Genomic DNA, 20,171 nt, shown 5'->3' on the forward strand with positions numbered 1-20,171 from the left:
GTTGGGAAGAAACTTAGGGAAGGTCCTGGCGAATGAGCGACCATCGACTCAACGTAGCCAACCGCGGTCAGGTATTTACGCCCGAGCGGATCGTGCGCCTCATGTTGGGATTGCGACAGCAACAAGGTAGAGTGCTTGAACCCTCGGCGGGCGATGGTGCGTTTTCGACGCGCATCGCGAACTGCGTCGCGATTGAGAATGACCCGGCAGTGGCTCCGGAAGGGGCTTTGGTCACAAACTTCTTCGCCTACCCCGAGACGGAGCGATTCTTCACCGTCATCGGCAATCCGCCGTATGTCCGCTATCAGGATATCGAACCGGCGACCAAGGCGCTGCTCAACGCCAAACGCTTCGACGCCCGTAGCAACCTGTACCTGTTCTTTATCGAGAAAGCGGTGCGGCACCTGAAGCCGAGAGGAGAACTGATCTTCATCGTGCCTCGCGACTTCATCAAGCTTACGGCCGCTAGACACTTAAATGCCTGGTTATACGAGCAAGGTACGATCACTCACTGGATCGAAACGGGAGATCAGAAGATATTCCAGGGTGCGGTGCCGAACTGTGCCATATTCCGCTTCGAACTCGGGAATTTCTCACGTACGACGAAATGGCAGGTTCTCGGCGACCAGGATTGGGAAGATCGCAGGTTTACCGAGATGAAAGGCCAGATCGCCTTCCTGGAAGCGGGAATGACTGTCCCCTTGTCGTCGCTGTTCGACGTAAGAGTCGGGGCTGTGTCCGGGGCCGATCCGGTCTTTGCGCATCCCGAGGGCAACGTCGAGTTCGTCTGCTCGAAGACGCGCGATACTGGAGAGACGCGCCGGATGCTCTATAACATCCAGCATCCCAGCCTGTTACCACACAAAGAGCATCTATTGGCGAGACGGGTTCGGGCCTTTGATGAGGGGAACTGGTGGAAATGGGGCCGGGCCTATCACCAATCGTCCGCGCCCAGAATCTACGTAAACAGCAAGACTCGTCGACAGCAGCCTTTTTTTGTTCATGACTGTCCTGCCTACGATGGATCGATCCTTGCTCTGTTTCCGAAGTATCCCGAGATGGATCTCGGCCGGGTAGTGGATCTGTTGAACAGCGCCGTCCCGTGGGAGCACCTCGGCTTTGTCGTGGATGGACGTTTCCTGTTTAGCCAGAGGACCCTAGAAACGGCCATGCTTCCCGCAGTGTTCCGCGAAATGCAGAAGCCGGCACTAATCAAAACCACTGCCGGTGTGACGGGGCCTGCACGTCAGCAGAAGATCGCATAGCTGTGTTACGGTCGGTGTGGGACCGTCCCTCGTGGCTTCCTTGGCTCGGGTCTGGCTTCGGCTCCGCTCAAGCCGAACATTTCCAGGATCCTTCAACGAAGCCCGCTCCGAAGAGCGGGATGAGACATCCTGAACGGGTACATCTGCGATGCCCGGATCACCCTTCAACGAAGCCCGCCCCGAAGAGCGGGATGAGACCAACATTGTCAATAAATTGATGACGAAGTTGCTCCAGGTTGTGGTCGGCCGTGAAGAGTACCGGGCTGGCGAGATCGATGTCGGCGAGCGCCCGCTTCAGGGCCTGCCGCGCATCTGCCACGGTGACTGCCAGGGGCTCGCTGCTGCCCGTTCCACGGATGGCCCAGGCGACGCTGTCGGCAACCAGTTCGCAGTCCCGGCGCAGGTCCAGACCATCCTCGATGACGGCGGCGATCCCGTAGATGCCCATGAGCGCGAGCAGCGTGCGCGCGGCCACGTCTTGGCTTTCATCTCCACCGAAGCGGTAGCGGCGCAGGCGCGACAGGCTCAATGCCCCGGACAGCTTGATCTCTTCGACCAGGACTCCTTTCGGGCTGATCGTCGGTGCGATGTTGCCGTGGTTGATCTCCGAGGGGCGCTCTGCTCCAGGTGGTGCCTTCTCTCCCTCAGGGACCAGTCGGTAAGAGGCGCCCTCGCGGATCACCCGCCCGGCATCCAGCGTAATGCCCAGTGGATCGAGGCGCCCGCCTGCCCGATGGATAGGCGTCGCATGGGTACCGTAGATCTCGACGCTCACTGCCGCCGGCCATTTCCTCTCCTGCCCCTTGTTGCCGTGCAACCCCGTCGAGTCCCAACCGCCGAACAGCAGCACGGCCGGATCGTAGCGCAGCAAGGCCGAGGCATCGGCCGGGCAGGCGGCGATGACCGCCTGCCCAATGGCGGTGTTGCGGAATGACTCACCGTTGAGAGAGGAGTCGCGCAGGATCGCGTCGTATGCCCGATGGGGTATCTGGTCGTTGGTGTCTGTCTCGCGATGTGCGGCTTGAGGGCCACCAAGCCCTGCGCAGCCAGTCGTGTCAAAAGACTAGTACGCCTGCATCAGGGAATCATCGCCTATAATGTCCCGCGAATTTCCCATCTCGTTCCCATTTTTCCATTTCCAGAGAGGGGATGTTCGTGAGTCGCTCACGCAACTTTCACATCAATCAAGCGGAAGGAGAATGCTTCATGAGCAATCTGATAGTGGTCGCCTACGACGATCCATTCCAGGCCGAGGAGGTGCGCACCAGGCTGCGCAAGTTGCAGCAGGACTACCTGATCGATCTCGAGGACGCGGTGGTCGCGGTCAAGGACGACAAGGGCAAGGTGAAGCTGCACCAGATGTTCAACCTCACCGCCAGCGGCGCGCTGAGCGGCGGCTTCTGGGGGACGCTGATCGGCCTGATTTTCATGAATCCCCTGCTCGGTCTGGCGGTCGGCGTCGGGGCGGGTGCAGTCAGCGGGGCGCTGAGCGATGTCGGGATCAACGACGACTTCATGAAGAACCTGGCGGCGACTTTCCGGAATGGCAGCTCGGTGCTCTTCGTGCTGGTACGCAAGGCGACGCCCGACAAGGTTCTCGAAGAGTTGCAGGGGACCGGCGGCAAGGTGATCAAGACTTCGCTCACCCACGAAGAGGAAGCCAAGCTGCAGGCGGTGCTTGACGCTACTACCCAGGCAGCAACCGCCGGCGAGGCCTGAGCCACCCCCGAGGGTCGCCTGAAAACAATCAGTGGCTGTCGTGGATCCCTCCGGCAAGGTGATCATCGTTTCTCCTGTAGTTCGGTTGCCAAGGACCTTAATTGAACGACGCACGTACTCTGCCTGCACACCGAGGGTCGAGGCGCATACTGAGGGAATGGCCGATGGGAAAGGAGATTGGCAACAACGGTTTCACCGCTGACGACTTTGTACGTTTCAGCCAGCGACTGGCGCTGGAGACACGGCACGCCCAGGACGCCTACGCCCGTGGCGATTTCGCCAACACCGGCCTGGTCGCAGGTTTCGAACTCGAAGCCTGGCTGATCGACGAAAACCTGTTCCCGGTGCCGCGCAATGTGTCGTTTCTGGCGCGCATGGCCAGCCCGCTGGTGGTGCCCGAGTTGTCGCGCTTCAACGTCGAACTCAACGGCACCCCGCAGCCTCTGTGCGCTACGGCGCTGTCGCTGCTGGAGAACGAACTCGTCGCTACCTGGCAGCAGTGCCTGCGCGTCGCAGCGCTTGAAGATGCGGCCCTGATCGCCATCGGCACGCTGCCGACCATCCGCGAGGCCGATCTGTCGCTGGCCAGCATGTCGCCATACAGGCGTTACGCGATGCTCAACGAGCAGATTCTACTGCTCCGTGGCGGTCGGCCACTGACGCTCGATATTGCCGGCATCGAAAACCTGTCCACGACGCACGCCGACGTGATGCTCGAAGCGGCGACCACGTCTTTCCAGGTGCATCTGCAGACGCCGGCCAGCGAAGCGGCGCGTACCTATAACGCGTCGCTGATTCTCGCTGCGCCGCTGCTGGCGCTGTCCGCCAATTCGCCGTTCCTGTTCGAGCGCGCACTCTGGCATGAAACGCGCGTGCCGCTCTTCGAGCAGGCCGTCGATTGCTGTGACCCCGGACATCCGCAGCATATGCGGGTGACTTTCGGCTCGGGCTACCTGGGTGCCGACCCGACGGCGTGTTTCGCCGAGAATCTGGCGAATTATGCGGTGCTGCTGCCGGTCGAAATACCGGGGCCGGTCGAGTCGTATGCTCACCTGCGCCTGCACAACGGCACCATCTGGCGCTGGAATCGCCTGCTCATCGGCTTTGACGACAACGAGTTGCCGCACTTGCGCGTTGAACAACGGGTGATGCCCGCCGGGCCCAGCATCATCGACATGATCGCCAATGCGGCCTTCTATTACGGCAGCGTACGCATGCTCGCGAGACAGGATCTTCCGCCCGAATCACAACTGCCTTTCGCCATCGCACAGGACAATTTCTACCGTGCCGCGCGGGACGGTTTCGACGCGCAACTGATGTGGCTCAATGGACGCCGCATGCCTGCCGGCGAGTTGCTGGAACAGGTCTTGCTGCCGCTGGCGCGCGCTGGGCTGGTGCAGCTCGATCTGGCGGCCGCCGACATCAAGCGCTACCTGGAGGTGATTTCCGGCCGCTTGCGCAGCCGCTGCAATGGTGCAGTCTGGCAGCTCGCCCATTACCGGAAACACCATGACTTCTTCCGGCTGACCGCCGATTATCTCGACCACCAGCGCCACCTCATGCCCGTGCATGAGTGGCCGATATGAGTGCTGCATGCTGACTGTCCTCGACACCCTGCCCGAACGTTTTCTTGACACCCCGGCCCGCGAACTGCACCGCATTCTGCCCGGACCGACGCTGATCCACTTGCCCGGACGCCGTCCGACGCCGCTGTTCGTCTCGGTGCTGCTGCATGGCAACGAAGACAGCGGCGTCGTCGCGCTGCAGAGTGTTCTGCGCGCCTACGCCGGACGGCGGCTGCCACGGGCACTGTCGATTCTGATCGGCAATATCAGTGCAGCGCGTGTGGGAATGCGCCGGCTCGACCAGCAACCCGACTACAATCGCGTCTGGCCAGGGGCGATTGCCCACACGGATTCGCCGGAGCACGCGGCGATGAGCGAGGTGCATCGCTTGATGCAGGCACGCGGCCTCTTCGCCAGTATCGATATTCACAACAACACCGGTCTCAATCCGCATTACTGCGTGGTCAATCAGATCGACCAGACGGTCCTGCACCTGGCCTTGCTGTTTTCCCGCACCGTCGTCTGCTTCCGCGGCCTTGCAGGGACACAGACGACGGCGTTTTCGCCACTTTGTCCGGCCCTGACCATCGAATGCGGCAAGCCCGGAATCGCCGCCAACGAGGCGCATGCTGCACGCTTCGTCGAAGCCTGCCTGCATCTCGCGCAGTTCCCGTCCCACGACGTGCACGAGCATGACATCGATCTCTACCATACGGTCGCGACGGTGCGGGTGCCGATTACGGCATCGTTCGGCTTTGGCAAGGCGTTGGCCGACATTGATTTCGATCCCCAGCTCGATCACATGAATTTCCGACAGCTCGATCCCGGTACGGTCTTCGGACGCACGCGCCTGCCTTTGCCGGTCGAGGTGCGTGACGAGGGCGGAAGCGACGTGACGGCGGAGTTCTTCGACTGCCGCGCGGGGATGATCCGTTTGCGGCGCGCGGCCATGCCGGCGATGTTGACGCTGGACGAGCGGGTCGTTCGCCAGGACTGTCTGTGTTACCTGATGGAAAGACTGCCTTTTCCCCGCCGCGAACACGCTGCCCTGGAGTTGTGCGCTAGCGTCATCGACTAGCAACCGGGCCAAGAATCAAGAATACGCATAGCACATGGGAAAACTGCTGCTGGCACCAATGGAGGGTCTGGTCGATGACGTTCTGCGTGACGTACTGACGCGTATGGCGGCCTACGATCTGGCGGTGAGCGAATTCATTCGCGTGTCGGGCAGCCTGCTGCCGATACGGGCCTTCCGCCGCATCTGTCCCGAACTCGCGCATGCCAGCCGCACGCGGGCGGGTACGCCGGTGGCCGTGCAACTGCTTGGCAGTGACCCGGCCTGTCTGGCAGAGAACGCCGCACAACTGGTCGAACTGTCGCCGGCGGGAATCGATCTCAACTTCGGTTGCCCGGCACCAACGGTCAATCGCCACGGGGGCGGCGCTTCCTTGCTCGCCGATCCCGAACGACTATTTCGCATCGCTACTGCGGTCAGGCGAGTGATCCCGCCGGCGATTCCGTTCAGCGCCAAGATGCGGCTCGGTATCCGCGATACGGCGCGGACGCTGGATTGTGCGCGGGCGCTGGCTGCGGGCGGCATCGTGTCGCTGGTGGTGCATGCACGCACCAAGGCCGAAGCGTATCGACCTCCAGCGCACTGGGAATGGGTGGCGCGCATCAGTGAGGTCGTGCAGCAGCCAGTGATCGCCAACGGCGAAGTATGGACCACCGACGACCATTGCCGCTGCTGCAAGGTCAGCGCTAGCCAGGACGTGATGATCGGGCGTGGTGCGGTCGCCGATCCTTTTCTCGCCCAGCGCATTCGTGCGCTGGCGGCCGGCGAGGTGATCGCTAGCGATCGTTCGCGCGACTGGCAGCGACTGCTACCGATGCTGGCTTCTTACTGGCAGCAGGTCTGTGCCAAGGTCTCGGCACGCCAGGCGCCGGGTCGCCTCAAGCTCTGGCTGCGGGCGCTGCGACGGAATTTCGTCGAAGCCGAGGCACTGTTCATCGCGGTTCGGTCGCTGCGCGACGTCGCTGAGGTCACGCGCGAACTGCTGCGACACGGCGTGCCGGTGCTGCCGCCGGTCGTCTAGCGGATCAATCGATGTACGGCAACTCCCGCGTTCCTGCGAGCGCCCAGAACGGCATTCATCCGCATTTGTCGATGCTGCTCGATCGCCATGCCGGCACGCCTTTTCGCAAGCCGTATGCCGACTACAATCGTGTCGCGTTCGTGGCGAGCCTGCAGCGTTTTCAGTACGCGGCACCGGGGACGCCATTGATCCTCGACTCATGCTGTGGGGTAGGGGAGAGCAGCCTGATTCTTGCCAGAGCGTTTCCGGACCATTATGTGATCGGGGTGGACCAGTCGGCAGTACGGCTGGCGCGCGGCCAGCGTGACCAACAGGGCGGTTCCGCCTGGCCATCCAACCTCGATCTGGTGCGTGCCGACGTCGTCGATTACTGGCGCTTGCTGCACACCGCGGGTATTCGGCTCGATCGTCATTACCTGCTTTATCCCAATCCGTGGCCGAAGATTGCCCACCTGAGCCGACGCTGGCATGGCCATCCGGTTTTTCCGGCCCTGCTCGGGCTCGGAGGGATGCTTGAGTGTCGGAGCAACTGGCCGGTCTACCTGGCGGAATTCTGCTTCGCGGTGCAGCAAATGACGCAACGCCCAGCGCTGATCGACCAGTACTTTCCGGATCCACCGATGACCCCCTTCGAACGCAAGTACCTGGCTTCGGGTCATCGCCTGTTCCGTACCATCATCGATCTGGCTTGAGGTCGGCATTTACGGACTGCGGGTCGAAAACCCTGGCTACGAGAGATTCCTCGTTGTGGAGATGAGCACAAGCGTCGTAGAATAGCGCTCCTGGCGGACGTCGTATAATGGTAATACCCTAGCTTCCCAAGCTAGAGCCGAGGGTTCGATTCCCTTCGTCCGCTCCATCTTGACCGCAGGTGATGGGGCCATGCACTCCGGCTGCTGGTGAAGTTTCCTGTCTGTCAACGACCGCCGGGAACGCCCGAAGAATCAGCCTTGGCCGGTGTCGCGGTTTTGCAGACTCAGTCGAACCAGATCGGCGATACTGCTGACTTCCAACTTGGCCAGCAGTCTCGCCTTGTGCACCTCGACGGTACGCGGGCTGATGTCGAGTGCGCGCGCGATTTCGCGGTTGTGCCGGCCGGCTACGACTTGTTCCATCACTTCCTTTTCGCGGGGCGTCAGGTTCGCCAACAAGCGCGCAGCTTCTTTCTGGCGATGGCGGTGCTCCTGCGACGCGCTCTGGCGACTGAAGGCCTCGTCGATCGCCCGCAGGAGCTTGTCGTGGTCGATCGGCTTCTCGAGGAAGTCGACTGCCCGCGCGCGAAACGCCTGCCGCGCCGACTCGACGTCACCGTGGCCGGTCATTACAATCGCCGGCAGCCAGCAGCCGCTCTCCAGGAGGCGCTTCTGCAGAGTCAGTCCATCCATTCCCGGCATGCGAATGTCGATCAGCAGACACCCATACCAGTCGGGGCGGCGGGCGGCAAGGAAGCTCTCGGCGTCGGCAAACAGTGCCACCGAAAAGCCCTGCAGGCCGAGCAGAAGCCCCAGTGCGTCGCGCACCGATTGGTCGTCCTCGATGATGAATACGGTATTCGGGCTAGGTACCATGAACGGCTTTTTCCTCCAGGGGAAGGACCAGTTTGAACACGCCGTGATCGGCTGCTTCGGCCCAAAGACTGCCGCCGTGCGCCTCGATGATCGCCCGGCTGATGGCGAGACCAAGGCCAAGACCGCTTGCCTTTGATGAATGAAACGCTTCGAACAACTGCTCCAGCATATCCTCCGCGACGCCGGAACCACTGTCCTCGATCGTGACACAGACACGGCCGGCGCCTTCCTGACGCGCCGAAATGCGCACCCGACGCTCACTTGGCGGACGCTCGACAGCCGCCTCCAGGGCGTTGGCAAGCAGGTTGCGCAGGACCACTTCGAACTGCAGTCGATCTGCCCAAAGCGCGCAAGGTGAAGCCGGATGGAGCAGCAGTTCGATTTCCTGCTGCTTCGCCTGCGCGGAGAAACGCGCCGCCACCGAGGACAGGATGTCGCGCAGCCAGATGCGCTCGAGTCGCGTCGTGCCGGTACGAAAGAAGTCACGCAGGCGACTGACCACATCGGCCGCACGCTGCGATTCGGCGACGATGCGATCGATCACCTCGCGCAAGCGCTCGCCGCTTTCGCCCTGGGCGAGCAACTGCTGGGACGCCCGGGTGTATGCCAGCAGGGCGGTCAGCGGCTGATGCAGTTCGTGTGACAGCGCGCCGGCCATTTCGCCGGCAGCGGCGAGGCGCAGCGTCTGTTGCAGTTCGGCGGTCAGCCGCTGCTTCTCGTCGACCACGACGCCGATGAAGAAGCCCGACAGGGCAAGGACGACGATGAGGACTTCAAGCTCGAGCAGGGTGAAGGCAGAAAGACCGAGCAGGCGGCCAGCCACGATCACGCCTGCCTGGGTCAGACTGATGGTCAGTACGGCACCTGCCAGCCCTTGCCTGGCGGCTGACCAGGCGATCGGCAGAAACAACACCGGGAAGTACTTGAACTCGGTCATCTCGCCGACGACGAAGGCCAGCGCAAGGATGCCGCCGGTACTCACCAGACTCAGCGATTCCCGGCCCAGCAGCAGCCGGCGCAAGCGGGCTCGAGCGCGCGCTTCGAGCAGCATGGCCAGCAGGGGCATGGAAATCAGGACACCGACGACGTCGCCCAGCCAGTCGTGCAGGAAAACCTCGACTGCTTCTGCTGTTGGCAGGAAGCCGGCCAGGTTCAGAGCGGCAATGAACAGCAGGCTGTTGAGCAGGGTGCCAATGACCGCGATGGTGACCCAGTCGATCAGGCCACGGCGATCGGCAAACATCCCTTTACTGCCCAGGCGCCGTCGCAGAAGCGTCGCCACCATCCAATAACCGGCGCTGAGCTGTACGGCGAGGCCGCAGGCGAGGGGCCAGGGTAGCGGCAAGTCGCGCACCCAGGCATCGGCGGCCAGAATCGCCAGCGCCAGCGGTGGCACGGCTCTGCCGCCGTGGCGCACGAGAAAAAGCAGGCCAAGCGCCGGTGCCGGGCTCCATGGCGTGACATCGAGACCGTGCAGGGGATGGATGTGACTCGCCCAGTCGAGCGCGAGATAGCCGACAAGGAGCAGCAAGGTTTCGCGCCAACCGAGCAGCAGTGTCGCCGATTTCGGCATGTGGGGAGCCGTGCGGGTTGATTGAGGCCCCATTGTGCCCGCGCCGCGGCGGTTTGGGTATGTAAAAATTCCGTAAGGGTTTCCCTTACCACTGCCCCGGATGCCTGCTAATGCGTCAGTCTATGAACGACCCGGTGCTCACCACGCTGGCAGGATCACTTACGTTGCCGCCCTAATTTTCAGCCGCGCAGAAGCCTGCAATGATGGCTGGTCCTGTCATCAGCAGGCAACGATTTCCGTTACCCACTACCACCCGGAGAAACTACAGATGACCTCTCGCTCGATGTTGCGCAAGCTTGCCGTCCTGACTCTCGGCGCGATGGCCGCCGCTGGCGCATCCGCCAGAACCGAGATCCAGAACAAGGGCTCGGACACCCTCGTCAATGCGGCCCAGTCGCTGGCCGAACAGTACGGCAAGGTCAATCCAAAGGTGGCGGTGGCGGTTTCCGGCGGCGGTTCGGGCACCGGCATTGCGGCGATGATCAACGGCACCGTCGACATCGCCAACTCCAGCCGCAAGATGTCGGAGAAAGAAATCAAGGAGGCGCAGGCGAAGGGCCGGCAGCCGGTCGAACACATCATCGGCTATGACGCGCTCGCCATCTTCGTCAACAAGAAATTCCCGGCCGACTCGATCACGGTTACCGATCTGGCCAAGATCTACGGACGCGACGGTGGCGCCAGCAAGTGGAGCGATCTCGGCATCACCATTCCGGGCTGCAAGGGCGAGATCGTCGTCGTCAGCCGACAGAACAACTCCGGTACCTACGCCTATTTCAAGGAGGCCGTGCTCGGTGAAAAGGGCAAGTTCCGTCAGGGCACGCTCGACATGCACGGCTCCAAGGACGTTGCCGACCTCGTCGAGAAGACGCCGTGTGCGATCGGCTACAGCGGCCTGGCGTACGTCACCGACCACATGAAGGCGCTGTGCGTCGCTCCGGCAGCCGGCAAACCCTGCGTCAAGCCGACCGAGCAGACCGCTTTCGACGGCACCTATCCGATCGCCCGGCCGCTGTTCATGTACACCAACGGCGAGCCGACCGGCGAGGTGAAGAAGTACATGGACTGGATCAAGAGCAACACCGGCCAGTGCATCATCGAGAAGGAAGGTTACGCACCGATCAAGAAAGTCACCTGCAAGTAAGTCGTTTGCGGCGGGCGCCGGCACGCCACCGGCACCCCGCCAAGCCCGTGTTCCTGCGCCTGAGGAAGAAGCCAGCGATGAGTCATTACGAAGAACGTCTCGAAAGAGATCTGTCCCGGATCAAGCAACAGGTCGGCCTGCTCGCCGGACTCGTCGAGAAGGCTCTCGACGATGCCGTGCACGCGCTGCTGGCTGACGACGACCGGCTTGCCTACGCCACGGTTCTCGCCGACAACCGGATCAACGCCGTCAGCAACGAACTGGATCGCATGCGCATGGCCTTCATCGGCGTGCACCTGCCGACCGGCAGTCACCTGCGCCTGATGGGCGCCGTCGTCCATGCCAATGTCGCTCTCGAGCGCATCGGCGACTATGCGGTGACGATCTGCCGCGAGGCGGTGCAGGTCCCGCGCCCGCCGCAGGGGCTACTCCAGCGTGAGATCGAGCTGATGGCCGGCGAATCGCGGCAGATGCTGAAGCAGGCCGTCGATGCCTTCCTCGAAGGCAACGCCGACAAGGCAAAGGCGACGATGGTCATCGCCGACCAGGTCGAGCGGACCTTCGACATGGCCTTCGACGACCTGATCGGTGCCGGCGGTCAATCGAGTGTCAAGGATCTGTTCGCTTTCCTGTCGGTTTTCAACGCCCTCGAACGGGTTTCCGATCAGGCCAAGAACATCTGTGAAGACACGGTTTTCGCGGTCACCGGCCAACCCAAGGGGCCAAAGTTCTTCCGTATCCTCTTTGTCGACGAGGACAACAGCCTTCTCGGCCCGATCGCCGAGGCGATTGCGCGCAAGAACTTCCCGGAGGTTGGCGAGTACCACAGTCGCGGCCGGACGGCCGGTGTCACCGATCCCCAGTCGATTGCCTTGCTGCAGGAACTGGGAATCGACCTCGGCAACCACCGGCCGCAAGCGATCCCGGCGCACCATCAGGAGTTCGCTGCCTTCCAGATCATCGTCAGCCTGCAGGGGCCGGTCAAGTCGTACGTCGAGCAGATTCCTTTCCATACCGTGGCGCTCGAGTGGGAAGTCACCCGACCCGGTAGCGTGCCGCCTGATCTGCGCATCCTCAGTCGGGAGATCGCCCTGCAGGTCAGCAATCTGATGACGGTTCTGCGTGGCGAGGAGGCCAACTGAGATGGGCACCACGACGCAGGCGCTGCGCAACCGCGCCACCGACGCCCGCATGGCCGAGGATTTCGACCGCCGTGACCCCGACTGGTACGTCGACAAGCTGCTTGCCGGCATCGTCTTCGTCTGCGGCATCTCGGCCATCCTCTTCGTGCTCGGCATCTTCTTCTTCGTCACCAAGGAAGGAATCGGCTTCGTTTTCGAGAAGATGGACTTCCGCGAGTTCTTCCTCACCCCCTACTGGTCGCCCAGCGACGCCGAGGATCCGGAGTACGGCATCCTCGCGCTGATGGCCGGCACGGCCAGCGTCACCGGCCTGGCGATGCTGGTCGCGGTGCCGTTCTCGCTCGGCGCCGCCATCTTCATCGCCGAGTTTGCCAGCGGCAAGACGCGCGAGGTGCTCAAGGTGCTGGTCGAACTGCTGGCAGCGATCCCGTCGGTGGTCTGGGGCTTCATCGGCCTGGTGATCATGAATCCGCTGCTCATCAAGTGGTTCGACATTCCGGTCGGCCTCTGCGTGCTCAACGCCGGCATCATCCTCGGCCTGATGGCGGCGCCGATCATGACGTCGATCGCCGAGGATGCCCTGAAGGCCGTTCCCGACCGCTATCGCGAGGCCGCCGAAGCGATGGGCGCGACTCGCTGGCAGGTGATCTACAAGGTGGTGCTGCCGGCGGCGAAGAACGGCCTGCTCGGCGGCGTGCTGCTCGGTGTCGGTCGTGGCTTCGGGGAAACGATGGCGGTGCTGATGGCCACCGGCCATGCGGTGAACATTCCGGACAGCATCTTCGACTCGGTGCGTGCGCTCACCGCGACGATCGCCGCCGAACTCGGTGAGGCGGTCGTCGGCGGCGAGCACTACCAGGTGCTGTTCACCATCGGCATCTTCCTCTTTCTCGTCACCTTCATCATCAATCTGAGCGCCGATCTGATCGTGCGCGGCATACGCAAGGGGTAAGCCATGGCCACCGCCAATCCAACGATGTTTCAGGCCAGCGATCTGAACCAGCACAACGAGCGCGTGCAGAGACGCTATCGGCTGCTCTTCGGGCTGATGACCCTGCTCCTCATCACGCCCGTGCTGCTCATCCTCGGCACCCTGGTGGTGAAGGGCGGCGCAGCGATCTCCTGGGAGTTCCTGCTGACTGCGCCGACCGACGGCATGCGTACCGGCGGCCTGTTTCCGGCGCTGCTCGGGACCATCTGGCTGGTGACGGTCGCGCTGCTCCTGTCCGTGCCGATCGGCATCTTCGCGGCGATCTACCTCAGCGAGTACGCCGGTGACAACTGGTTCACCCGGACAATCAACCTGGCGATCATCAATCTCGCCGGCGTTCCGTCGATCGTCCATGCCCTGTTCGGGCTCGGCGCCTTCGTCCTCTTCTTCAAGTTCGGCACCAGTATCCTGGCTGCCAGTCTGACGCTCGCGGTGATGACCATGCCGGTGGTCATCGTCGCCACGCGCGAGTCGCTGCAGGCGGTGCCGCAGGCCTTCCGCGAGGCCTGCTGGAACATGGGGGCGACGCGCTGGCAAACGATCCGCCGCGTGGTCCTGCCGAACTCGATCACCGGCATCCTTACCGGGGTCATTCTCGAGGTCTCGCGAACGGCCGGCGAAACGGCACCGATCATGTTCACCGGCGCCGTCTTCTTTACGCCGTTCCTGCCGCAAAGCGTTTTCGATCAGACGATGGCCCTGTCCCTGCACCTGTTCGTCGCGGCGACGCAGGTGCCGGAGATCGCCGAACAGGTCCCCTTCGGCATCGCGTTGGTGCTGATCGCCCTGGTCCTGACCATGAACAGCGTCTCGATCGCTTTCCGCATGTGGCTCAGGGGGAAAAAGAAATGGTGAGTTCCAGCGCAGCGGCGGTGGCCAGCGACAGCGCGGCACCGGCCGACAACTTCCCGCACAAGCTCGAGATCAGGAACCTGACCATCCGCTATGGCAACGCTGTGGCGCTGCGAGGAGTCAATCTGGCCGTCCGAGAGCACGAGATCTTCGGCATCATCGGTCCGGCCAACGCCGGCAAGACCTCACTGCTCAAGGCGATCAACCGGATGGATGTATTCACCTCGGGGATGAAGGTGGACGGCGAGATCCGTTTCAACGGTCGCGATACGAGTCGATTGAAAAACATCTATGCCCTGCGCAGCCGCATCGGCGTCGTCTTTCCGCTGCCGGTGGGTCTGCCGATGACGGTATACGACAACGTAGCCCTGTCGCCGCGGCTGCGCGGGATCAACAACAAGGCGGACCTGGACGTCATCGTGCAGCGCTGTCTGACCCGCGCGGCCCTCTGGGACGAAGTCAAGGATCGCTTGCAGGCCCTCGGCAGCCTGCTGTCGGGTGGTCAACAACAGCGTCTGACGATCGCCAGAGCGCTGTCGCAGGAACCCGATCTGTTGATGCTCGACGAGTTCTCGATCGCCGTCGATCCGGTCACCACGATGCGCATCGAGGACGTTCTCAAGGAATTGCGACAGGAAGTGACGATTCTCCTGGTCACCAATCTGGTGCAGCAAGCGCGGCGCCTCGCCGATCGAACAGCCTTCTTTCTCAACGGCGAGTGTGTCGAGGTTGGCGTCACCGAAGACCTGTTCACCGGCGAGGTAAAAGACCAGCGCACGCGCGACTACGTCGAGGGAAGATTCGGCTAGCCGGACGGCGCCGGCGGGCAAGCAGCGCACGCGCGCCGATTCCCCGCCGATTCCAGTATTTCCTACCAAGGACACGATGCAAGATGAATACCGACCAGACCGCTGCGCTCCCGCAGCCGACGCACCAGTACGCGATCGACAGCCAGGGACTGAACCTGTGGTACGGAACCTTTCAGGCGCTCTACGACGTCGATCTGCGCATTCGCCAAGGCATGATCACCTCGATGATCGGGCCTTCCGGATGCGGCAAGAGCACCTTCCTGCGCAGCGTCAACCGCATCAACGAGCGCCTCGGCTACGTTCGTATCGAGGGCAGCATCCAGGTCATGGGCGAGAACATTTACGACCCCCAGGTCGAGCTGGTGCAGGTGCGCAAACAGGTGGGGATGGTTTTTCAGCGACCGAATCCGCTACCCATTTCGATCCGTGACAATATCCTCTTCAGTCACCGCTTGCATGCCAAGGGTGGCGGCGACGTACACCAGGGCACTCCGGACGAGATCGTCGAGCAGTCGCTGCGTCAGGTGCTGCTGTGGGACAAGGTGAAGGACCAACTGAAGCGCAAGGCGACCGAACTCTCCCTGGAGGAACAGCAGAAACTCTGCATCGCGCGCCTGCTGCCGGTGAAGCCGAAGATGCTGTTGATGGACGAGCCCTGCTCGGCGCTCGATCCCAAGGGCACCGAAGCGGTCGAGGAACTGCTTTGGGAACTGCGCGGCCAGTATACGATTCTCATCGTCACCCACAACATGGCGCAGGCCAGACGCGCCAGCGAAGAGTGCGTGTTCATGCTGATGGGCAAGGTGGTCGAGCATGCGCGCACCGATGAAATGTTCGTCACCCCGGCGCACAAGGAAACCGCGGACTACATCGAAGGGCGGTACGGATAGACGATCGTGGGACCCGGCGTCTCCTTGATCATCTGTCCGGGACTGCTCGGCTCAGCGCAGGCGTTCAGCCGATTCGCGCGCCGCCTCGCAGAGGACCAGCAGGCCGGTTACGCGCCGCTGCGCAAGCTCGTGCAGCCCTACATTCTGCGGCGTCTGAAGAGCGACCGGCAGATCATCGCTGATCTGCCCGACAAAACCGAACTCAAGGCCTACTGCCCGCTGACCCGGATGCAGGCCGCCCTCTACCAGGAGTCGGTGGCGACGCTGGCGCAGCAGATCGAAACGCTCGACGGCATCCAGCGACGCGGCGTGGTGCTCGCCTTCCTGATGCGCTTCAAGCAGATCTGCAACCACCCCTCGCAATGGCTCGGTGACGGCGCCTACGCACCCGGCGACAGCGGCAAGTTCTCGCGCCTGCGTGAATTGGCCGAAGCCATCGCGGCGCGCCAGGAGAAAGTCCTGGTGTTCACCCAGTTCCAGGAGATGACCGGCCCGCTGGCGGGATTCCTGCAGGAGATCTTTGGCCGACCAGGCCTGGTGCTGCATGGCGGAACACCGGTGAAGGCGCGCCAGTCGCTGGCCGAAGCCTTCCAGCGTGAGTTTGGTCCGCCGTTCTTCCTCCTCTCGCAGTGACTACGAGAACCGCCTGCCGCGCGGACGTACCTATGTGCGCAACGGCTCGGTGGTCGTCTCGCCACGGTTGGCGATCAGAATTTTCTTGAACATCTTCTCCCCGTCGATCAAAGCGGCGAACCAGCATCAAGGCTTCGACATTGTTCTCGAAAGCCAGGTCGGCGACTCCGGATCGGGAGGTATGCGTAGAGACAATTCCTGCGGGGGAATGCCTCCTCATGGATCTCGTGCAGAGGCGTAGGAGCAGACCAGGATTGCTACGCGTTTAAGCCAACCAATTCTCAACCATAAGCCCCGGCACTCTGGAGAACTCGCGCAGGTTGTCCGTGACTAGCACAGCACGTAAAGCCACTGCCTGGGCTGCAATCCAATAATCATTGGCGCCAATGGGCATGCCCTGACGTTCCAGCGTCTCCCGAATGATGCCGTAATGACGGCTGGTTCCGGCGTCCAAGGCGACGAGTTGGAGTCCGTCCACCATGCGGGCGAGGCGTGCGGCGTTTTTCTCTCGATGCAGGCTTTTTTCCACGCCGTGCCCCAGTTCACCCAACACTACGGGCGAGAGTATGAGTTCGGACAGAGGCGTTGTTTCCAGTTTGTTGCGTATCTGTTCCACGCCCTTCATGCCTGCGATAAAAATGTTGGTGTCAAGCAGGTAGCGCATGTCAATCCCAATCCGGAGTCGGCTCCGGGAGCATGTCTGCCGGGGCTTCCAAGTCGACATCCGTATCTTCCCAGCAGGATCGGAAGACATCCGCGGCCATACGCGGGGTGTCTGGCACGATGCGCGCCACGATTTTGCCATGGCGAGTGATGGAGATTTCCTCCCCGGCTTCGACGGCGGCAAGGAGCGCGGAGAATTTTGCTTTGGCTTCGGCGACTTGGACAGTACGCATCATCAACCTTAAATTATGACCAAGTGGTCATAATACCCTTCGATGAGGCGATGTCAATCCTCGTTTGCACGGGATGTCAGAATATTCCCGTGGGCTGCCATTCCCGCCCCAGACCTGCCAGACCCCGCCCCATGCACTCGCGCGCCTGACTCGCCGGGCGCGGCAAGGCGCCAGGAGCAGGCTCGGTCGGCGTCATCCCGGCGCCTTGCCCGCTGCAGGTCGCTCGCGTCGAAGCCAGCACAGCAGCAAGCCCGCCGCCAGGAATGCGCAGGCGCCGGACAGCAAGAACGCGGCCAACGGGGAAGCCGTTTCGTAGAGCCAGCCAAACATCATCGAGGCAGGCAGCAGGAAGGCGCCTGCCGTCAGATTGAACCACCCGAAAGCCGACCCCCGGCGCGCAGCGGGGGCAATGTCTGCCACCAGCGCCTTTTCCACACCCTCGGTCGCCGCCATGAACAGGCCGTAGAACGCAAAGAGCGCGAACAGCAGCACACCGTCGTCGGCGATCAGGCCCAGGCCAACGTAGAAGAAGCCGTAGGCCACGTAGCCGCCCGCCAGCAGGCGCACGCGGCCCACTCGATCGGAGAGGGCGGACAGCGGCGTCGAGAAGATCATCGCCACTGCCGAGACGGCCGCCCAGAGCAGCGGGATCTGTGCCTCGGGAACGCCGAGTTGCCGCGCGCGCAGCAGCAGGAACATGTTGGATGAGTTGCCCAGGGTGAACAGGGCGACAACGACCAGATAGCGCTTGAAGACTGGCGGCATTCCAGCGAGACGCCAATCGAAGGAGCTGTGATCGAGCGGCTCCCGGGTCGGCGGTTCGTGAATCATCAAGGTCAGGGCAAGACACCCGACCGCCGGAATCACCGACCACAAAAAGATGTCCCTAAGCGCTACCTCCGACGCCAGCAGCAGCGCTGCCACCAGTGGACCGACCACCGCCCCCGCGTTGTCCATCGCCCGGTGTACTCCGAAGGCCAGGCCACGGTGTCCGTCGTCGACGCTGGCAGCGAGCAGTGCATCGCGCGGCGAACTGCGCAGACCCTTGCCAACACGATCTGCAAAGCGGATCGCCAGCAGCCACGGCCAACTGCTGACGAAGGCGATCAGCGGCCGTCCGAGGCCTGCCAAGCCGTAGCCGAAAACGATCCATGGCTTGGCGCGGCGGGTGCGATCGACGATCACGCCGGAAAAGAGCTTGAGCAGGCTGGCCGTCGCTTCGGCGACACCCTCGATGATTCCCATGGCGCGCGGTCCGGCCATCAGTACCGATGACAGGTAGAGCGGTACCAGTGGATAGAGCATTTCGCTCGCACCGTCGTTGACCAGGCTGATCAAGCCGATCAGCCAGACCGTGCGCGGTAGTGCACCCAGGGCCTTGAACATCAGTCCGGCTTAGGCGGCGTTGTACTGGGTGGCCAGGGTCTGCATGTGCTGGGCCGGTTCAGCCACGACCACGCAATCGACCAGAATGCCCGGAATCTTGACCTGGCGTGGCGGCAGCCCGCTGTGCTCGGCGATCCGTTCGACCTGGGCTATGACGATGCCGTTGCTGTGCCAGATTCCGGAACAGCTGGCAGATGATTCCCTGGGGCAGGTTGTACGCCTGGATGCGGTTGTCGAGTGCCAGTTTCGCCACCGTCGGCATGCGGCCCCAGTGGCCGGCCACCACCCGGCGCAACAGCCCCTCGTGGCCCAGGTGATTGAGCCCCAGGGTCTTGCCGTCGCCCTGGCCGGCGGCGGCGAACAAGGCCAGGTTCCTTGGGCTGCCGGTGGTGAGGAAGCAGTGCTCGAGTGCCGACAGCAAGGCCTCGGTGAAGCCGGTCTGGACGAAGCCGGTACTGGCCAGGGTATCGCCGTCGCGGATCAGGGCGATCGCTTCGTCGGCGGTAACGATCTTGCTGCGCATGCCTATTTCCTCCCGATCACGTTCATGATTTGATTCCGCGCTGAAGGCCTGAGCGACGGGAGTATCAGCGCGGCGGTACTTGCCGCGTCGCCGCGGTCGCCAAGCCGACCAGTACGATTGCTTGACAGCGTGAGCGTTGCTGCCGATGCCCCGACGCCCACCAACAGCAACATCAGCGCGCCGAGACGGGTCGATGAAGCTCCACCCGCGTGCTCAGGTCTACCTTGCAACAGGATACTCCCAATACCTGGCAGTCGCCCCTTCGGCGCTGTGCACCCGACTTCGAACCGGGCCCCTGGCACGACCGGATTCCCGAACCAGCGTTTGACTCGTCCATCCCCTGTTCGCGGTCGACGCCTGCAAGTGCACGCCAGGACGGACTCAATGCTGGTTGTAACTCTTCTCGGCAAACAGTGACCATGCGGGCAACTCACGCAGCTATCGGCAGTCGCGAGGCTACCTGGCAATCGGATTCGGCCCTACAATCGCGCTACTCGGAAACCTTCCGTCGTCCCCTATCGGCGGCTGACCTGACGGAGAAATCCATGAACATATTGACCCTCGACTGGCCACAAAGCGCCGGCTCACTCCTGTCTCAGGCCCGATCGGCGAGCGCTGGTGATGGCGAATTCCTTCGGCTGATCATGGCGGGAACCTGCCACGTCGATTCCTGGCTGATTGAGAACAGAGTTCTTCCCGCGTTGCGGGAGAAAGGGCTCCACATGCTTGGCTTCTCTTTGCGCATCGCGAATCGGCAGGAGCGTTCGGCCAAGCTGCTACCGCTGCCGGATGGCAGTGCCTTTGCTTGCGCCGCTGACGAATTGTGGTCGGCGCTCGAAGCGCGCGACGCATTGCACGAAATTTCCTACGTTGGGTATCGTTATGCTTCGGGCAATCACTGGCCGGATGAATTCCAGGCGACGCTGCAGTTCGCGGATGGCTTGGCCCGTCTGCTCACGCCGTCCGAGGTAGCAGGAATCTGGCGGGACGCCACCGGAGTACAACCGGCCGGCTATGCGTCAGGCGCTGTCGACCACCTGCAGGCATGGGGTTCCGAGTTGCTCGACAAGGCGTTCAGGGCGCAGGGACGGCTTGGCCTGTAGTTCCTCGTTCACGACT

General features: G+C 62.7%; 19 protein-coding genes, 1 tRNA gene and 2 pseudogenes. 15 read left to right on the forward strand and 7 right to left on the reverse strand.

The genetic code is table 11. The annotated features are described in order from the left end of the window. Positions 1–32 precede the first annotated feature (32 nt). Positions 33–1,265: a class I SAM-dependent methyltransferase gene (locus tag V5B59_RS01350; RefSeq protein WP_332351468.1), complete on the forward strand. Its 1,233-nt coding sequence runs from the start codon at positions 33–35 to the stop codon at positions 1,263–1,265. A 157-nt stretch (positions 1,266–1,422) separates the two neighbouring features. On the opposite strand, the gene cas7g is transcribed toward V5B59_RS01350, so the two are convergent. Next, complete coding sequence (cas7g, locus tag V5B59_RS01355) at positions 1,423–2,253, reverse strand: type I-G CRISPR-associated RAMP protein Csb1/Cas7g (RefSeq protein WP_169070437.1); 831 nt, start codon at positions 2,251–2,253, stop codon at positions 1,423–1,425. Between the two features lie 218 nt (positions 2,254–2,471). On the opposite strand from cas7g, the gene V5B59_RS01360 reads away from it, so the two are divergent. The 6 genes from V5B59_RS01360 to V5B59_RS01385 all read left to right on the forward strand — a co-directional run bounded on the left by V5B59_RS01360 (position 2,472) and on the right by V5B59_RS01385 (position 7,504). After that, positions 2,472–2,984 (forward strand): DUF1269 domain-containing protein, encoded by a 513-nt coding sequence (locus V5B59_RS01360; RefSeq protein WP_034916397.1) that lies wholly within the window; start codon positions 2,472–2,474, stop codon positions 2,982–2,984. 164 nt (positions 2,985–3,148) lie between these two features. Continuing rightward, positions 3,149–4,570, forward strand: a complete 1,422-nt coding sequence (locus V5B59_RS01365) for a glutamate-cysteine ligase family protein (RefSeq protein ID WP_169070400.1) — start codon at positions 3,149–3,151, stop codon at positions 4,568–4,570. 7 nt (positions 4,571–4,577) lie between these two features. Further along, the gene (locus tag V5B59_RS01370) at positions 4,578–5,627 is read left to right on the forward strand and encodes a M14 family metallopeptidase (protein WP_034918400.1); all 1,050 of its coding nucleotides are present in this window, start codon (positions 4,578–4,580) and stop codon (positions 5,625–5,627) included. A gap of 34 nt (positions 5,628–5,661) precedes the next feature. After that, positions 5,662–6,645: a tRNA dihydrouridine synthase gene (locus V5B59_RS01375; RefSeq protein WP_034918398.1), complete on the forward strand. Its 984-nt coding sequence runs from the start codon at positions 5,662–5,664 to the stop codon at positions 6,643–6,645. An 11-nt stretch (positions 6,646–6,656) separates the two neighbouring features. Beyond that, positions 6,657–7,337: a tRNA (guanine(46)-N(7))-methyltransferase TrmB gene (trmB, locus tag V5B59_RS01380; RefSeq protein ID WP_169070399.1), complete on the forward strand. Its 681-nt coding sequence runs from the start codon at positions 6,657–6,659 to the stop codon at positions 7,335–7,337. A gap of 93 nt (positions 7,338–7,430) precedes the next feature. Beyond that, positions 7,431–7,504, forward strand: a tRNA-Gly gene (locus V5B59_RS01385). 85 nt (positions 7,505–7,589) lie between these two features. Here V5B59_RS01385 and V5B59_RS01390 read toward each other — a convergent pair. Together V5B59_RS01390 and V5B59_RS01395 are read right to left on the reverse strand one after the other, a co-directional pair. Further along, on the reverse strand, positions 7,590–8,213 hold the full coding sequence (locus V5B59_RS01390) for a response regulator transcription factor (protein WP_169070398.1): 624 nt from the start codon (positions 8,211–8,213) through the stop codon (positions 7,590–7,592). Further along, positions 8,203–9,786: a sensor histidine kinase gene (locus V5B59_RS01395; RefSeq protein ID WP_332351472.1), complete on the reverse strand. Its 1,584-nt coding sequence runs from the start codon at positions 9,784–9,786 to the stop codon at positions 8,203–8,205. The genes V5B59_RS01390 and V5B59_RS01395 overlap by 11 nt, the downstream gene beginning before the upstream one ends. A 268-nt stretch (positions 9,787–10,054) precedes the next feature. On the opposite strand from V5B59_RS01395, the gene V5B59_RS01400 reads away from it, so the two are divergent. The 7 genes and pseudogenes from V5B59_RS01400 to V5B59_RS01430 all read left to right on the forward strand — a co-directional run. Beyond that, positions 10,055–10,930, forward strand: coding sequence for a phosphate ABC transporter substrate-binding protein (locus tag V5B59_RS01400; protein WP_169070396.1), 876 nt, complete (start codon positions 10,055–10,057; stop codon positions 10,928–10,930). A gap of 77 nt (positions 10,931–11,007) precedes the next feature. Further along, entirely contained in the window at positions 11,008–12,072 is a 1,065-nt protein-coding gene (locus V5B59_RS01405; protein WP_332351475.1) for a PhoU domain-containing protein, read from the forward strand. Position 12,073: 1 nt separating this feature from the next. Then, positions 12,074–13,024 carry a phosphate ABC transporter permease subunit PstC gene (pstC, locus tag V5B59_RS01410; protein ID WP_169070394.1) on the forward strand — a complete coding sequence of 317 codons (951 nt, stop codon included), beginning with the start codon at positions 12,074–12,076 and terminating at the stop codon, positions 13,022–13,024. Positions 13,025–13,027: 3 nt separating this feature from the next. After that, positions 13,028–13,918, forward strand: coding sequence for a phosphate ABC transporter permease PstA (gene pstA / locus V5B59_RS01415; RefSeq protein ID WP_169070393.1), 891 nt, complete (start codon positions 13,028–13,030; stop codon positions 13,916–13,918). Further along, positions 13,912–14,724 (forward strand): phosphate ABC transporter ATP-binding protein, encoded by an 813-nt coding sequence (locus tag V5B59_RS01420; protein ID WP_211203382.1) that lies wholly within the window; start codon positions 13,912–13,914, stop codon positions 14,722–14,724. Before pstA ends, V5B59_RS01420 begins: the two co-directional genes overlap by 7 nt. 83 nt (positions 14,725–14,807) lie before the next feature. Next, entirely contained in the window at positions 14,808–15,614 is an 807-nt protein-coding gene (locus tag V5B59_RS01425; protein WP_169070392.1) for a phosphate ABC transporter ATP-binding protein, read from the forward strand. 30 nt (positions 15,615–15,644) lie between these two features. Continuing rightward, positions 15,645–16,241: pseudogene (locus V5B59_RS01430) on the forward strand (DEAD/DEAH box helicase); the annotation flags it as partial. Positions 16,242–16,512: 271 nt separating this feature from the next. Here V5B59_RS01430 and V5B59_RS01435 read toward each other — a convergent pair. The 4 genes and pseudogenes from V5B59_RS01435 to V5B59_RS01450 all read right to left on the reverse strand — a co-directional run. After that, the gene (locus V5B59_RS01435; RefSeq protein ID WP_169070391.1) at positions 16,513–16,911 is read right to left on the reverse strand and encodes a PIN domain-containing protein; all 399 of its coding nucleotides are present in this window, start codon (positions 16,909–16,911) and stop codon (positions 16,513–16,515) included. A gap of 1 nt (position 16,912) precedes the next feature. Then, the gene (locus tag V5B59_RS01440; RefSeq protein ID WP_034909459.1) at positions 16,913–17,143 is read right to left on the reverse strand and encodes a type II toxin-antitoxin system Phd/YefM family antitoxin; all 231 of its coding nucleotides are present in this window, start codon (positions 17,141–17,143) and stop codon (positions 16,913–16,915) included. A 192-nt stretch (positions 17,144–17,335) separates the two neighbouring features. Beyond that, positions 17,336–18,529: an MFS transporter gene (locus V5B59_RS01445; protein WP_169070390.1), complete on the reverse strand. Its 1,194-nt coding sequence runs from the start codon at positions 18,527–18,529 to the stop codon at positions 17,336–17,338. A 12-nt stretch (positions 18,530–18,541) separates the two neighbouring features. Further along, positions 18,542–19,052 (reverse strand): annotated as a pseudogene (locus V5B59_RS01450) (CoA-transferase); the annotation flags it as partial. Positions 19,053–19,597: 545 nt separating this feature from the next. On the opposite strand from V5B59_RS01450, the gene V5B59_RS01455 reads away from it, so the two are divergent. Beyond that, positions 19,598–20,155 (forward strand): hypothetical protein, encoded by a 558-nt coding sequence (locus tag V5B59_RS01455; protein WP_034913244.1) that lies wholly within the window; start codon positions 19,598–19,600, stop codon positions 20,153–20,155. The last annotated feature ends 16 nt before the right edge of the window (positions 20,156–20,171 follow it).

The organism is Candidatus Accumulibacter contiguus, from assembly GCF_036625285.1.
GTDB lineage: Bacteria > Pseudomonadota > Gammaproteobacteria > Burkholderiales > Rhodocyclaceae > Accumulibacter > Accumulibacter contiguus.